Here is a 14136-nt window from a genome sequence, read left to right as displayed (position 1 = left end):
ATAAATATTTTCTAAAAGATTTGTCTATCTAAAAAATTCTTCGTTATTTTGCAACCTCAAATATTATACAAATAAGAACATCGAGATATGTCAAGAATTTGCCAAATAACAGGAAAGCGTGCAATGGTTGGTAACAACGTTTCTCACGCTAATAACAAAACGAAGCGTCGTTTTGAAATTAACTTATTGGAGAAGAAGTTTTACCTTCCGGAGCAAGATAAGCACGTAACACTGAAAGTATCAGCTCATGGATTGAGAGTGATTAACAAGATTGGAATCGAGGAAGCTATTGAAAGAGCTACTAGAAACGGATTGATTAAAAAGAATTAATAAATCATGGCAAAAAAAGGAAACAGAGTTCAGGTAATCCTTGAATGTACAGAGCACAAAGAGAGTGGTATGGCGGGAATGTCAAGATACATTTCTACTAAAAATAAAAAGAACACTACTGAGAGACTGGAATTGAAAAAGTACAATCCTGTTCTTAAGAAAGTTACAGTTCACAAAGAAATCAAGTAATTTATAAATATAATTTACCATGGCAAAGAAAGTAGTAGCAACCCTACAAAGCGGTCAGTCAAAGAAAATGACTAAAGTTGTGAAAATGGTTAAGTCATCTAAGTCAGGTGCTTACGTTTTCGAAGAAAAAGTAATGAATGCAGACGAAGTAGACGGTTATTTGAAGAAATAATCTCCACTTTATTTACAATATAAAAAACTACTCATATTTTGGGTAGTTTTTTTGTTATCTTTGTTCACCAGATTATTAATCAATTAAATATATCCATATGAAAAAGATTTTTATTCTGGTTTTCACAGAAATTTTTCTATTTTCATTCGGTCAGGAAAAAATGAACAATGTAGAATACAAAGGCTCCTCGCAAGTTTTTACCATTAAAGGACTTTCACAATCGGTAAGTATAGACTGTGGAACTTCTACAATGCTTTTGCTTTCAGGACAAGTACCGCTGGATGCTTCGGGTAATCTTGTAGGAAACAATGTTGAGAAGCAGACCCAACAGGTTTTTAAAAACATTGAATTCATCCTGAAAGAATATGGAGCTACAGGAAAGGATATTGTAAAACTGGGAATCTTCATTACTGATATTTCCAAAACACCAGACTTTAGAAAAATCCGTGACTTGTATATCAACCTTCAAAATCCTCCCGTAAGCAGCCTTGTGGAAGTGAGTCGTCTTTTCAGAGATGACGTCCTTATAGAAGTAGAGGCTACGGCAGTTATAAAAAACAAATAAGAATGAACTATGAGTTGGTTTAAAAATATTTTCAAAAAAGAAGAAAAAGAAACTTTAGATAAAGGTCTGGAAAAATCCAGCCAGGGTTTCTTTGAAAAAATGACGAAAGCCGTAGTCGGTAAAAGCAAAGTAGATGATGAAGTACTGGATAATCTGGAAGAAATACTGATTGCATCTGACGTAGGCGCATCTACAACCATCAAAATCATAGAAAGAATTGAAGAACGCGTTGCCCGCGATAAATATGTGGGTGTAGGCGAACTTGATAATATTCTCCGTGAAGAAATCTCAGGACTTCTTCTTGAAAATCCTCATGCGGGAACAGGAAATATAGACAGCTCGAAAAAACCGTACGTCATCATGGTAGTTGGTGTAAATGGTGTAGGGAAAACCACTACAATCGGGAAACTTGCTCACCAGTTTAAGTCTGAAGGAAAAAAGGTTGTCCTTGGGGCAGCAGATACATTCAGAGCAGCAGCGGTAGACCAGCTTACTATCTGGAGCGAGAGAGTGGGAGTTCCCATCGTAAAACAGGATATGGGCTCAGATCCGGCTTCTGTTGCCTTTGACACGGTACAAAGCGCTGTTGCCCAAGGCGCAGATGTCGTGATCATTGATACTGCGGGAAGACTTCATAATAAGATTAATCTGATGAATGAGCTTTCGAAGATCAAAAGGGTAATGCAGAAAGTAATTCCTGATGCTCCTCATGAGATTCTGCTGGTTCTTGACGGATCTACAGGACAAAATGCATTTGAACAGGCAAAACAGTTTACAGCAGCTACAGAAGTAAATGCATTGGCAGTAACAAAGCTGGACGGCACAGCTAAAGGAGGTGTTGTTATAGGGATATCAGATCAGTTCCAGATTCCGGTAAAATATATAGGGGTAGGTGAAAAGATGCAGGACCTTCAATTGTTTAATGGTACAGAATTTGTAGACTCTTTTTTCAAGAAAAGATGATATTTATCATATTTTTCTTTAACTTAGATATCAAATTACACATTATTAACAATTAAAAATTTAGGACTATGGGAATTTTAACTTGGATCATATTTGGTCTTATCGCGGGCGCAATTGCAAAACTTATTATGCCTGGAACGCAAGGCGGCGGCTGGCTGATGACGATTATCTTAGGTATTGTTGGAGCTTTCGTAGGAGGATTTATAGGCAGTTTTTTGGGATGGGGAACTACAGACAGTTTCGATTTCAGAAGCATGCTTTTAGCTGTCGGAGGAGCTTTAATCGTTCTCTGGATTTACGGAATGGCCACGAAGAAAAGCTAATACAAACAAATAAAAATAAAATCCCGGAACTGAATTTCAGCTCCGGGATTTTTTGTAGAATATAATTTAATTTAGTTGATCTTGATCTGGTAAGGCATTTCCATTTTCACCTCAGACTGCAGCTTTTCATTGGTAATCTGCTGAAAAATTTCATAGTTGGCTTTACCTATTTTATTTTTAATGATTCTTGCAGAAATATCTTCTTCATTCAGATCTTTGAAGATCTGCTCAAACGGAGACATTCTTTTAGGATAAGAAGACACATGGTAAGACTTCAATCCTGCTTTTTTTGCTGCAAACTGTACAGCGTCATTCAGTGTTCCAAGTTCATCAACAAGGCCAATCTCCTTGGCACGTACCCCACTCCATACTCTTCCACCTCCAACACTGTCGATCTGCTCAAAAGTCTGTTTTCTGTTTTGTGTTACAAAATGTACAAATCTTTTATAGGTTCCTTCAACACTTCTGGTGATCAGATTTACTCCGTAAGGGGTAACGCCGTTCAGCGGTGAATAATACTGAGAATTGGCATTGGTAGCAACAATATCTGAACGGATACCGTTTTTGTTTGCGATATCTTTATAATAAGGTATCACTCCGAAAACTCCAATAGATCCAGTCAATGTATTTGGCTCTGAATAAATTTTATCTGCTGCCATCGCAATATAATACCCTCCGGAAGCGGCATAGTCACCAAAGGAAACTATTAATGGCTTTTTCTTTTTCAGCTGCTGCAATTCAAATAGAATTTCATCTGAAGCATTGGCACTTCCACCCGGAGAATTGATCCTGAAAACAACTGCTTTTACTTTATCATCATTTTGAAGATTTTTGATATATTTTACATATTTTTCGGAATAGATCTCGTTATAACTATCACCATTGTTAATTCCCCCTGAAGCATACAGAACAGCTACTTTTTCACCGGACTTATCTTCATCCGCATAAGAACTAATATATCCTGCTAAGGATACTTTATTCAACTTTTCTTTTTCTTTGAGGCTAAGCTTTGATTTTATCATCTGATCATACTCTGTTTTCTGGATCAGTTTGTCGGCAAGCTTGTACTTTAATCCTAATTCAGGGATCATCCCATATAAGCTGTCAACAACCATTTTAAACTGTGCCGTATCTATTTTTCTTGAAACAGCCATTTTAGTAGATGTACTTTTCCATATATCGTTTAAAAGAGTACCCAGCTGTTCTTTATTTTCGGGAGAAATATCATTTCTTAAAAAAGGCTCAACCGCTGATTTAAATTTCCCGTGTCTTATGACTTCTATACCGATCCCGTATTTATCAGCAAAATCTTTAAAGAATGTAACCTCTGTAGCCAATCCTTTTAATTCTATCATTCCTGATGGATTGAGATAATACTTGTCAGCAACCGATCCTAAATAATAAGAAGACTGAGAAACAGCATTACCGTAGGCATACACAAATTTTCCACTCTTTTTAAAATCTTCAAGAGCATTTCTGATATCATCTATCTGCGTCATTCCGGCATGCACATGATCAGCTTCAATACTTATACCTTTAATATTATCATCAGTCTTGGCTTTTCTAATGGCCTCCAGCGCATCATACAACATAACGCTCTTGCTTTTATCACTGATGTTGAACAATCCCATTTCCTCTTCAGTAGGGCTGTCTATTATATTAGTCTTTAAATTAATCGTAAGAACGGAATTTTTTTTCACCACAACAGATTTGTCATTCCCCATAGAACTGAACACAAGCATCATAATGAAAAAGACGAAAAATAAGGCACACAATAGGACAATAGCCACTATATTTGCCAGTACGTTTTTAAAGAAACTTCTCATAAATCAATCAATTTTCCAATATGTCGCAGCATAAGGTAGTTTTGTTACTAGGAAGTAACCTGGGAGATCAAAAAAAAAATATAGAACTGGCTTTACAAAAAATCAGTGAAGGAGGGAATTACATTTCACAAATAAGCGAATTTTTAATAACCGAACCAATAGAATTTGTTAGTTCCAATATTTTTTGTAATATTGCATCAGAAATATTCACGTCTTTATCGCCGATCCAACTGCTTGATTTTATCAAAGATATAGAAGTTGGAATGGGAAGAATCAAGGATTCATCTGCATCTGGCGGTTATAGCGATAGAATAATAGATATTGATATCATTAAATATAACGATCTGATATTCAGATCAGAAAGGTTAGAAATACCCCATCAAAAGCATTTATATGAAAGGGAATTTTCTAAAGTATTATTGAAAGATTTTATCTAAATAAAACATAAAAAACATATATGAAATTAGGTTTATTATTATTGGCCACACTACCTATCGCGGCTTATGCCCAGGATAGTACCACAGTAAAATCATCTAGTGAGTATCCTAATACCTTCTCTTCAGGTTCAGCTAATGTACAGCGTTTTGACAACAAAGCCAGACGTTTCAACGACTGGTCTATTTCCGTTGGTGGAGGTGCTGCATTCATGGCGCATTCGGATCTTACATCCTTTTATGACAAAAAGGTAAACTGGGGGTATAATGCTTACGTAAGTATTGACAAGCAGATCACTCATGTTTTTGGATTAAGCCTTATCTATCAGAGAGGTGAAACAAAACAGAAAGCAATGTTACCAGGTTCAATAGGTGCTGCTGCCGGAGTAGGTACAGCAACTACAAAATTTGATCAGGTTGCTTTAATGGGAGATGTTAACTTTTCAAATTTATTGAGAAGAGTTGACAATCATTCTCCTTACAGATGGGCACTTCACGGTTATGCAGGAATTGGATTCCAGGGTTACAACACTTCTTTGCATGATGCGAATGAATTCAGATGGAGTGAAAGTCCAAAGAGAATTCCTTTATTTATTAATAAGGAATTTGATATTAACTCTTTATACTATCAGTTTGGAACAGGACTAAAATACAAAGTATCAAAACTTATCGACATCGAAGCAAGAACGATGTATATTATAAGTGGTGATGATGAATTCGACGGCGGCGGATGGGGTGATCCCAACGATTACGATCCATCAACTCCAGGTTCAAAGTATAATATGGTTAGTGATTCAAGATCTGATAATGCTTGGACTGTGACTTTAGGAGTTTCTTTCAAGTTAGGAAACAAATTATCACACTTAGCATGGCATGACCCACTTCAGGAAGCATACTACAGAACAAGCGTTTTAGAAAATGCAGCTACAGAACTTGTAGTATGTGAGAAAGGAGACGCGGATAATGACGGTGTATGTGATGACTGGGACAGAGAGCTTAACACTCCTGCAGGAGCAAGAGTAGATGGTGCTGGTGTAGCTTTGGATATGGATCTTGACGGAGTGATAGATTTATATGATAAATGCGTAACAGTTCCCGGACCTGTTGAAAACAACGGATGTCCTACAAAATAAAATCATTTAATTAACTAAAATAAAAAATACACTATGAAATTAAGTTTAGCAATTGTAGCATTAGCAATGGCCATCCCGGCCGCAAGCTATGCACAAGACTCAACAGCAGTTTCAAATGGAGAATATCCAAACACATTTTCTTCTGGTTCTGCCAATGTTTCTCCGTTTACCAATCAGTCAAAAAGATTTAATGACTGGTCTATTTCAGCCGGTGCAGGTGTACCACTGCTACAGTCAGGTGATTTAACATCTATTAAGAATGGTAACGGTAAAAACCTTTTCGGATACTCTGCTTATTTAAGTATTGATAAAGCTATCACCCATGCATTTGGTTTAAAATTACAATATGACAGAGGTGAAACAAGACAAGGATGGTTCAACACTAAAGATGCTGCTCCGGATGCAAAAGCTGTAGGTGCAAGAACTCAATATGATGCAATCTCTTTATTGGGAGACATTAACTTCTCTAATTTATTGAGAAGAGTTGACAACCATTCACCTTTCAGATGGGCGCTTCACGGGTATGCAGGTATAGGTACTATTGCTTACAGAGCTTATCAGAAAGATATTAACGGACAAAGACTTGCTACTGAAGTTAAACCTTTTAAGTTAGGTTCAATGTTTATGCAGGCTGGTACCGGTTTGAAATACAAAATCAACAACAGACTTGATCTTGAAGGTAGAGTAATGTATGTAGTTACCGGTGATGATGAATTCGATGGAGGAGGTGAAAAATACAGTGCAATCAACAAGCGTGAAGAGCAGGTATCTGACAACTTCTTCAATGCGACTTTAGGTCTTACATTGAAGTTAGGAAAACACGAATCTCACCTAATGTGGCATGATCCACTTCAGGAAATCTATTACAAGCTTGATGTTTTGGCTAACAAAAACCAGGATATTGAAGTATGTAAAAAAGGTGATGCTGATAATGATGGAGTTTGTGACGATTGGGACAGACAGCTTGATACTCCTGCTGGGGCAAGAGTAGATGGTGCTGGTGTTGCTCTTGATACTGACCTTGATGGTGTAATTGACCTTTACGATAAGTGTGTAACTGTTCCTGGACCTGTTGAAAACAACGGATGCCCTACAACAACTGCAGGACCTGTAGTAGAAACTGAAACTAAGCTTGAAGGAATTGAGTTTGATTTAAATTCTGATAGAATTTTACCATCAAACACTCCAATCCTGAATAATGCTGTTTCATATATCAACTCTTCAAATGGTGCCTATAACGTAATCGGAGCTACCGATACAAGAGCTTCTGATGCTTATAACCAAAAATTATCTGAAAGAAGAGCGAATAGCGTTAAGAACTATTTGATCAAAAACGGAGTAGAATCTTCTAAACTGAACGCAATTGGTAGAGGTGAAAAAGACCTTAAATACCCTGAGTGTGAACCAGCTACTAAATGTCCTGAATGGAAAAACAGAGCTAACAGAAGAGTATATTTCGAAGCTAAATAATACAATTATTAGTAAATATATCAAAGCCGTGCCTTGCACGGCTTTTTTTGTTGTAATACTTTTATTACATTTACTTTATGATTTCTCAGCAGGATTTCCAAAAATTAAAATACGATACCCTAAAATATTTTTGGGGTTATGAGGCTTTCAGAGATTCTCAGGAAGGAATTATCGATGCTGTCATTACTGAAAAAGACTGTCTCGTTCTTCTGCCTACCGGTGCAGGAAAGTCTCTCTGCTACCAGCTTCCTGCCTTATTGAAGGAAGGAACCTGCCTTGTCATTTCTCCACTTCTTGCATTGATGAAAGATCAGGTGGGGCAGCTTAAGCATCGCGGTATTGAAGCAGAATATTTATCCTCCGAACTTGATGAATATGATGCAGAAGCGATATACGACCGCTGCAAAGACGGGCTTACCAAACTGCTCTATATTTCCCCCGAAAGACTTACGAACACTCAGTTTCTTCAGAACATTGAGGAAATTCAGCTGTCATTTATAGCTGTAGATGAAGCCCACTGTATTTCGGAATGGGGACAGGATTTTCGTCCCAGCTACCAAAATATTAAAGAATTTAGAAAAAACCATCCTAAGATTCCTTGCCTTGCTCTAACAGCCACGGCAACTCCCAAAGTATTGGAAGAGATCAAAAATAAACTGGAGCTTAAAAATCCGTTTGTTTTTCAGAAAAGCTTTAGGAGAGAAAATATCAGGATCTTTTTGGATGAAGTTACAGATAAATTCCAACGTGTTTTTGATATTTTAAAACACAACAACGATTCCGGAATTGTATATGTAAGAACCCGGAAAGATGCAGAAATGCTGGCAGAATTTCTAAAAAAAAACCAGGTTAAAAATGTAGATTATTTTCACGCCGGCTTAACCACGAAAGAAAAAAACACAAGACAGGCCATCTGGAATAAAAGTGACAACCATGTTCTCATTTCAACCAATGCTTTTGGGATGGGAATAGACAAAGACAATGTCCGCTTTGTGATTCACTTCTCTCCTGCTCCGTCACTGGAAAATTATTACCAGGAGATCGGAAGAGCAGGAAGAGACGGTAAAGACAGTTTCGCCTTTCTTCTTTGGAATAAACAGGAATTACTCAGTTTCGATGAGATCCTAAAGAACCAGACACCCAGTAAAGCTGAATTCTTAAAGATCATCACCTACCTTTACTCTATTTTCCAGGTAGCAGAATTTGAGCTTCCGGAAAAAGTTTTTCAGCTGAACATTCAAGGGATACAGAATTTTACCCGACTGTCGAAAGCAAAGATCAGCAATGTCCTCAATTTTCTTCATAATCAGGAAATCATCTATCATAATGACAACAAAAGCCTGTCTTCATTGGAGCTTCTCTTCAATGCTGAGGAAATAGACCAGCTACCTCGGAAAGACGCTTATTTCATAGAGCTTCTGCTCCGTACCATATCAGGAATTACTACGCATAAGGTAATGTTCAGCGAGCTGCAGGTCAGCAATAAGATAGGGGTAAGCGTTCCTCTTATTAAAGAAAGGCTTAAGGAACTCCAGCAAAAAAATTATCTGGAATATGTGGACGGAGCTCTTTCAAGTATCAAATTTCTGAAGCAACGTGATGAAAGAGCAATTAATGCAGCCTACTGGAAGATTTTTGAACACATTCAGAAAAATAAAATTCAGAAGTGGGAAGAGATTAAGTTTTTCATAGAAAATAATGATTACTGTAAGATGAAACTTATTCTCGCCTATTTTGGGGAAAAGAACACAAAGAACTGTGGACAATGCTCAGTTTGTGAACAGAACAAGCAATCTATTTTCGGAAAAAATATTTCCCAGCAGATCATTAATCTGTTGGCTAAAAAACCATCGACTATCGAAGATCTTTCTGTACAGCTTAATTATCATTCTAAAAACAACATTTTAGAAAACCTGATTTTTCTTTTAGATTCCGGGAAGGTAAAGATGTTGAATTTCAGGACATATGCGCTGAATGAACAATAAGGTCAAGAGTGAATTTTGCTCGCAGGTAAATGGTGAATGGGAGAATCAAGGTTTCAGACAAAACGTAATAAACTAGGAATTTAAATTTATTTTAATAATTAAAAAGTTTCGAGATGTGCGTTCCGAGATATGAGGCTCGAACTAGTAACTGTCAACCAGCAATTACCCCATTCACACACTCTAAAACTCTTCCGCCTAATACTCTTCAACTCCCAAAAACCCTTATCTTTGCAGTATGAAATCATTGAAAGTCGTTTTTTTAGGGACACCGGAATTTGCAAAGACTTCCTTGGAAGCTATTCATCAGTCCAGTCATGAAGTTGTAGGTGTTGTAACAGTTGCTGATAAAGCCAGTGGCCGCGGACAGAAGATTAATCAGTCGCCGGTAAAGATGTATGCTACAGAAAATAATATTCCTGTTTTTCAGCCTGAAAAATTGAGAAATCCTGAATTTTTAGAAGAGCTTAGAAAACTGAATGCTGATGTTTTTGTAGTGGTAGCTTTCAGAATGATGCCCAAGGTTCTTTTTGAAATGCCTAAAATGGGAACTTTCAATCTTCATGCGTCTCTGCTTCCTGACTACAGGGGTGCGGCTCCTATTAATTATGCAGTGATCAACGGTGAAGAAAAAACCGGTGCAACTACATTTTTTATTAACGAAAAAATAGATGAGGGAAATATTCTTCTTCAGGAAGAACTGGAAATTTTACCGGATGAAAATGCAGGAAGCCTTCACGACAGATTAATGGTAATGGGTTCAAAGCTGGTCGTAAAAACACTTGACGGTTTGGCAAAAAACTCCATTATTGAAAGACCTCAGCCTCATGTAGAACATCCTAAAAATGCCTATAAAATATTTAAAGAAGATACCAGAATCAACTGGAAAGCTCCTTCAAAAACAGTTCACCAGTTTATCCTTGGAATGTCCCCTTATCCGGCTGCTTTCACATGTATAAAAATTGGAGAAGAAGGGAAAGGATTAAAAATATTTGCTGGAAAATTTGAAATTACAGATCATGGAAAACTTTCAGGAACTTTGGATATTTCCAAGAACGAATTTAAAATCTATACCGAAGATGGGGTTTATTTTCCTCAGGAGCTTCAGCTTGAAGGCAAAAAAAGAATGACTGTGAAGGATTTTCTGAACGGATTTAGAAATTTTGATGAAATAAGCCTCTAAGACTTCAGGGTCTGAAAATTTTAGAGTAAAAATCTGTCATGATTAAAGATAAAAAGGTTTAGAAAACTCTAAACCTTTTTCATTTAATCTTTGATCTCTAAATAAAAATTAACAACAAAGTTAATTCACATTTGACCATTCACTTTTATAGCTGAACCAGCTCTGTCACCTCTACATCATATCCACCAACCTGTGGTTTGATATTAGGGTTTTGGGTGATCACCTTGAATTTATTGATCCCTAAATTCTTAAGGATCTGTGTTCCGATACCGTAATCTCTGTAATTGTATGCTAAAGTAGGATGCTGTTCCTGTCCATCCTGGTAATTCAGGAACTGCTGAAGCTTTCTCAGTGTATTTTCAGAATTTGAAACGTTATTGATGAAAATAACAGCCCCTTTTCCTGCTTCATTTACCATATTGGTTACTTTTTCCAATAAAGGTTTTTCTCCGTTATTCAGTCTTGTCAGTACATCAAAATATGAATCTGAAGACTGAACTCTTACCAAAACAGGCTCATCAACCGTCCATGAACCTTTTGTCAGGGCAAAATGGATCTGGTCATTTGACGTTTCTCTGAATGCAAAAAAATCAAAATCGCCATAAGCGGTTTTTACTTTTCTTTCTTCCAGCCTTTCGATAAGGTTTCCTTTTTTAAGCTGATAATGGATCAGGTCTTCAATGGAAACGATCTTCATATCATGTTTCTGAGCGAAAGCATGAAGTTCAGGCAAACGTGACATGGTACCATCATCATTCATAATCTCACAGATCACACCTCCTTCCTTTAATCCTGCTAAGCTTGTAAGATCGATAGCAGCTTCAGTATGTCCTGCTCTTTTTAAAACCCCTCCTTTTCTTGCACGAAGAGGGAAAATATGGCCCGGTCTCATGAAATCTGTCGGCTTGGATTTTTCATCCATCAAAGCTAAAATTGTTTTGGCTCTGTCACCGGCAGAAATACCTGTAGAAGTTCCGTTTCCAAGAAGGTCAACAGAAACGGTAAAAGCGGTCTCCTTAGGATCACTGCTTCTGCTTACCATTACTTCAAGGCCAAGCTCGTCGCATCTTTTTTCAGGAAGCGGCATACAGATCAGCCCTCTTCCGTGAAATGCCATAAAATTGATAATTTCCGGCGTTGTCAATTCTGCAGCGCAAAGAAAATCTCCTTCGTTTTCTCTGTCTTCATCATCTACTACTATGATTATTTTACCATTTTTAAGGTCTTCAATAGCCTCTGGAATAGTATTTAATTTAATATCAGACATGTTTACTTTTTATTTGTGCAAAGATACTTATAAAAATAAGCAACTGCCAATTAATATGAAGGGTTTGTTAGGCTTTGGATAATGAGTTTACCGCCTGTCTGAAAATGTCATAAGATCGCAGTCTCTTCTGATGATCGTAGATATGTGAGTTGATAATTAATTCATCTACATTGAATTTTTCCTGAAAATCTTTCAGTTGTTCTTTAATTTCAGTCTGATTCCCGATCAACGTATATTTCAGTTTCTGAAGCACCATCGATTTTTCCATCGGCGACCAAAGATCATCCATATCATCTACGGGTGGAGCAAAAGGTTTACGGTCGTTTCTGATGATATTGATAAATGCCTGAAACAGAGTTGTAGAAATTTTGTGTGCCTCTTCGGAAGCTTCTGCCGCCACTCCATTAACACACGCCATCACATAAGGTTTATCTAATTGTTCCGAGGGCTGAAAATGTTCTCTGTAAATTTTAAAAGCCATTTCCATCTGTTCAGGAGCAAAATGTCCCGCAAAAGCATATGGAAGCCCAAGTTCCGCAGCCAGCCACGCACTGTCTGTACTGGATCCCAAAATGTAAAGCGGAATATCGAGACCTTCACCCGGGATCGCACGAACTAAGGCATCAGAATTATTTTTCGAAAAATACGTCTGGAGTTCTAAGATCTGTCTCGGAAACTGTTGGTTAATAATGGCAGGATTTCTTCCCAAAGCCTGGGCAGTAAGACCATCGGTGCCCGGAGCTCTTCCCAGACCAAGATCTATTCTTCCCGGGAAAAGAGATTCCAGGGTGCCGAACTGTTCTGCAATAATTAACGAACTGTGGTTCGGAAGCATGATTCCACCGGATCCTACTCTAATTGTTTTTGTCCCGTTGGCAATAAAGCCGATAAGAACTGTGGTGGCGGAACTGGCAATACTTTCCATATTATGATGCTCGGCCAGCCAGAATCTTTTATAATGTAAATGTTCAGCATGGTTTGCTAAAGACAAACTGTCCTGAAAGGTATCATGAATACTTTTTCCCTGTTTTACGGGAGCAAGATCAAGTACCGATATTTCAAAATTTTTCATATTTTAAGTTTTAGGTTTAAAACCAAACAAATTTAAACCTAATAAATCGCATTAGTTACTTTTTGTAATTGATAGGATGGATTAGCTAGTTCAGGAAAAAACTATTGGAATTAAAGAGCTGTTCGATTCCTTTTGCTTAGAGATCATTTTATTTATAAAGAGCAAAAAAAAGATTTTGCTATAAAACTTTCCTTATATATAAACCTTACTCTTCTTTTTGATACTTACCGCCAAAAGCAAATAATTATTAAGGATATAAACATTATAATAAAAATAAATCATTTAAAAGGGAAATAAATTACTATATTAGTATATTGAAAGAAAAGAGATTATATTTTGACACCAATAAAAAATATTCATATGAACAAAAAAACCAATCCAAAATTTTATCAGAAAATAAAGGCAAGAACGGTCTTTATAAGTTTTGTTATTGCTGTGGCTTTAACATCCTGTACCAAAAATAATGATGAGCTGACCGCAGAGGCTCAAGCCAATGCTCTACATCAGGAAAATATTAAAAATGGACGACTGGGAGGTCAGGATATTACGTATGAAAGGAAAAACGGAATGAATTTTTTCCAGGGAGACATTGTCCTTTCCGACAAACAGTTGGCAGGAGAGAACTCAGTTGATAAAGGAGGTGCAAGCTACTCAAGGTGGCCGGGAGGTAAAATTTATTATACTGTTGCCAGCAATATGGGTTCTATCAATGCCAATAAAATTACCTCTGCTGTCAATGAGTATAATTCCAAAACCAATACTCAATGGATACCGCGTACTAATCAGACTAATTATGTAGAATTTATTTTCGGAAGTTCATCCGGATCAGATGGCTGGGCTCATATCGGCTATCAAGGCGGAAGGCAGACTATCTCTTTGGATCAGTATATTTCTGTAGCATCAGTAATTCATGAAATGGGACATACAGTAGGACTTTATCACGAACATTCCCGTAAAGACAGAGATCAGTACATCAGTATTCAGTGGAATAATATCCAGAGCGGGCAGGCTTATAATTTCAACATATACAATTCCGGAACAGATATAGGCCCTTTCAATATTAATTCTGTGATGATGTATTGGCCCAATTCCTATTCTAAAAACGGACAGCCAACAATTATAAGAGCTAACAATACCACTTTTACTTACAACAGGACAGGTTTTACAACCGGGGATATTAATACAATCAATACGATGTATCCTTAGTTCTTAATATCAGACAATCAA

At 37.1% G+C, this 14136-nt stretch carries 15 protein-coding genes; 12 read left to right on the top strand and 3 right to left on the bottom strand.

Features of this window, described 5'->3' with window-relative positions:
* Positions 1–87 precede the first annotated feature (87 nt).
* The 6 genes from rpmB to DRF60_RS14665 all read left to right on the top strand — a co-directional run bounded on the left by rpmB (position 88) and on the right by DRF60_RS14665 (position 2542).
* On the top strand, positions 88–330 hold the full coding sequence (gene rpmB / locus DRF60_RS14690) for a 50S ribosomal protein L28 (RefSeq protein ID WP_002976757.1): 243 nt from the start codon (positions 88–90) through the stop codon (positions 328–330).
* 6 nt (positions 331–336) lie between these two features.
* On the top strand, positions 337–519 hold the full coding sequence (gene rpmG, locus DRF60_RS14685) for a 50S ribosomal protein L33 (RefSeq protein WP_007841812.1): 183 nt from the start codon (positions 337–339) through the stop codon (positions 517–519).
* A gap of 19 nt (positions 520–538) precedes the next feature.
* Complete coding sequence (locus DRF60_RS14680) at positions 539–691, top strand: DUF4295 domain-containing protein (protein ID WP_002976755.1); 153 nt, start codon at positions 539–541, stop codon at positions 689–691.
* 97 nt (positions 692–788) lie between these two features.
* Positions 789–1256, top strand: coding sequence for a RidA family protein (locus DRF60_RS14675; protein ID WP_116012767.1), 468 nt, complete (start codon positions 789–791; stop codon positions 1254–1256).
* A 9-nt stretch (positions 1257–1265) separates the two neighbouring features.
* Complete coding sequence (gene ftsY / locus DRF60_RS14670; RefSeq protein ID WP_111960541.1) at positions 1266–2219, top strand: signal recognition particle-docking protein FtsY; 954 nt, start codon at positions 1266–1268, stop codon at positions 2217–2219.
* Between the two features lie 68 nt (positions 2220–2287).
* Entirely contained in the window at positions 2288–2542 is a 255-nt protein-coding gene (locus DRF60_RS14665; protein WP_116012766.1) for a GlsB/YeaQ/YmgE family stress response membrane protein, read from the top strand.
* Positions 2543–2613: 71 nt separating this feature from the next.
* On the opposite strand, the gene sppA is transcribed toward DRF60_RS14665, so the two are convergent.
* Positions 2614–4368: a signal peptide peptidase SppA gene (sppA, locus tag DRF60_RS14660; protein ID WP_116012765.1), complete on the bottom strand. Its 1755-nt coding sequence runs from the start codon at positions 4366–4368 to the stop codon at positions 2614–2616.
* Between the two features lie 20 nt (positions 4369–4388).
* On the opposite strand from sppA, the gene folK reads away from it, so the two are divergent.
* The 5 genes from folK to fmt all read left to right on the top strand — a co-directional run bounded on the left by folK (position 4389) and on the right by fmt (position 10570).
* Positions 4389–4805, top strand: a complete 417-nt coding sequence (folK, locus tag DRF60_RS14655) for a 2-amino-4-hydroxy-6-hydroxymethyldihydropteridine diphosphokinase (protein WP_116012764.1) — start codon at positions 4389–4391, stop codon at positions 4803–4805.
* Positions 4806–4825: 20 nt separating this feature from the next.
* Positions 4826–5935, top strand: a complete 1110-nt coding sequence (locus tag DRF60_RS14650) for an OmpA family protein (RefSeq protein WP_116012763.1) — start codon at positions 4826–4828, stop codon at positions 5933–5935.
* A 33-nt stretch (positions 5936–5968) separates the two neighbouring features.
* Positions 5969–7405: an OmpA family protein gene (locus tag DRF60_RS14645; RefSeq protein WP_116012762.1), complete on the top strand. Its 1437-nt coding sequence runs from the start codon at positions 5969–5971 to the stop codon at positions 7403–7405.
* 77 nt (positions 7406–7482) lie between these two features.
* The gene (locus DRF60_RS14640; RefSeq protein WP_116012761.1) at positions 7483–9390 is read left to right on the top strand and encodes a RecQ family ATP-dependent DNA helicase; all 1908 of its coding nucleotides are present in this window, start codon (positions 7483–7485) and stop codon (positions 9388–9390) included.
* 235 nt (positions 9391–9625) lie between these two features.
* Entirely contained in the window at positions 9626–10570 is a 945-nt protein-coding gene (gene fmt / locus DRF60_RS14635) for a methionyl-tRNA formyltransferase (protein WP_116012760.1), read from the top strand.
* Positions 10571–10715: 145 nt separating this feature from the next.
* Here fmt and ribB read toward each other — a convergent pair whose 3' ends face one another.
* The gene (gene ribB / locus DRF60_RS14630) at positions 10716–11837 is read right to left on the bottom strand and encodes a 3,4-dihydroxy-2-butanone-4-phosphate synthase (RefSeq protein WP_116012759.1); all 1122 of its coding nucleotides are present in this window, start codon (positions 11835–11837) and stop codon (positions 10716–10718) included.
* 67 nt (positions 11838–11904) lie between these two features.
* Positions 11905–12909 (bottom strand): LLM class flavin-dependent oxidoreductase, encoded by a 1005-nt coding sequence (locus tag DRF60_RS14625; RefSeq protein ID WP_116012758.1) that lies wholly within the window; start codon positions 12907–12909, stop codon positions 11905–11907.
* A 360-nt stretch (positions 12910–13269) separates the two neighbouring features.
* Here DRF60_RS14625 and DRF60_RS14620 point away from each other — a divergent pair, with 360 nt between their 5' ends.
* Complete coding sequence (locus tag DRF60_RS14620) at positions 13270–14115, top strand: M12 family metallopeptidase (RefSeq protein WP_116012757.1); 846 nt, start codon at positions 13270–13272, stop codon at positions 14113–14115.
* Positions 14116–14136 lie beyond the last annotated feature (21 nt).

Origin of the sequence: Chryseobacterium elymi, assembly GCF_003385495.1 — a bacterium.
Classification (GTDB): domain Bacteria; phylum Bacteroidota; class Bacteroidia; order Flavobacteriales; family Weeksellaceae; genus Chryseobacterium; species Chryseobacterium elymi.
Note: the sequence above shows the minus strand (reverse complement) of the source record. Positions and strands in the feature narration are given on the sequence as shown.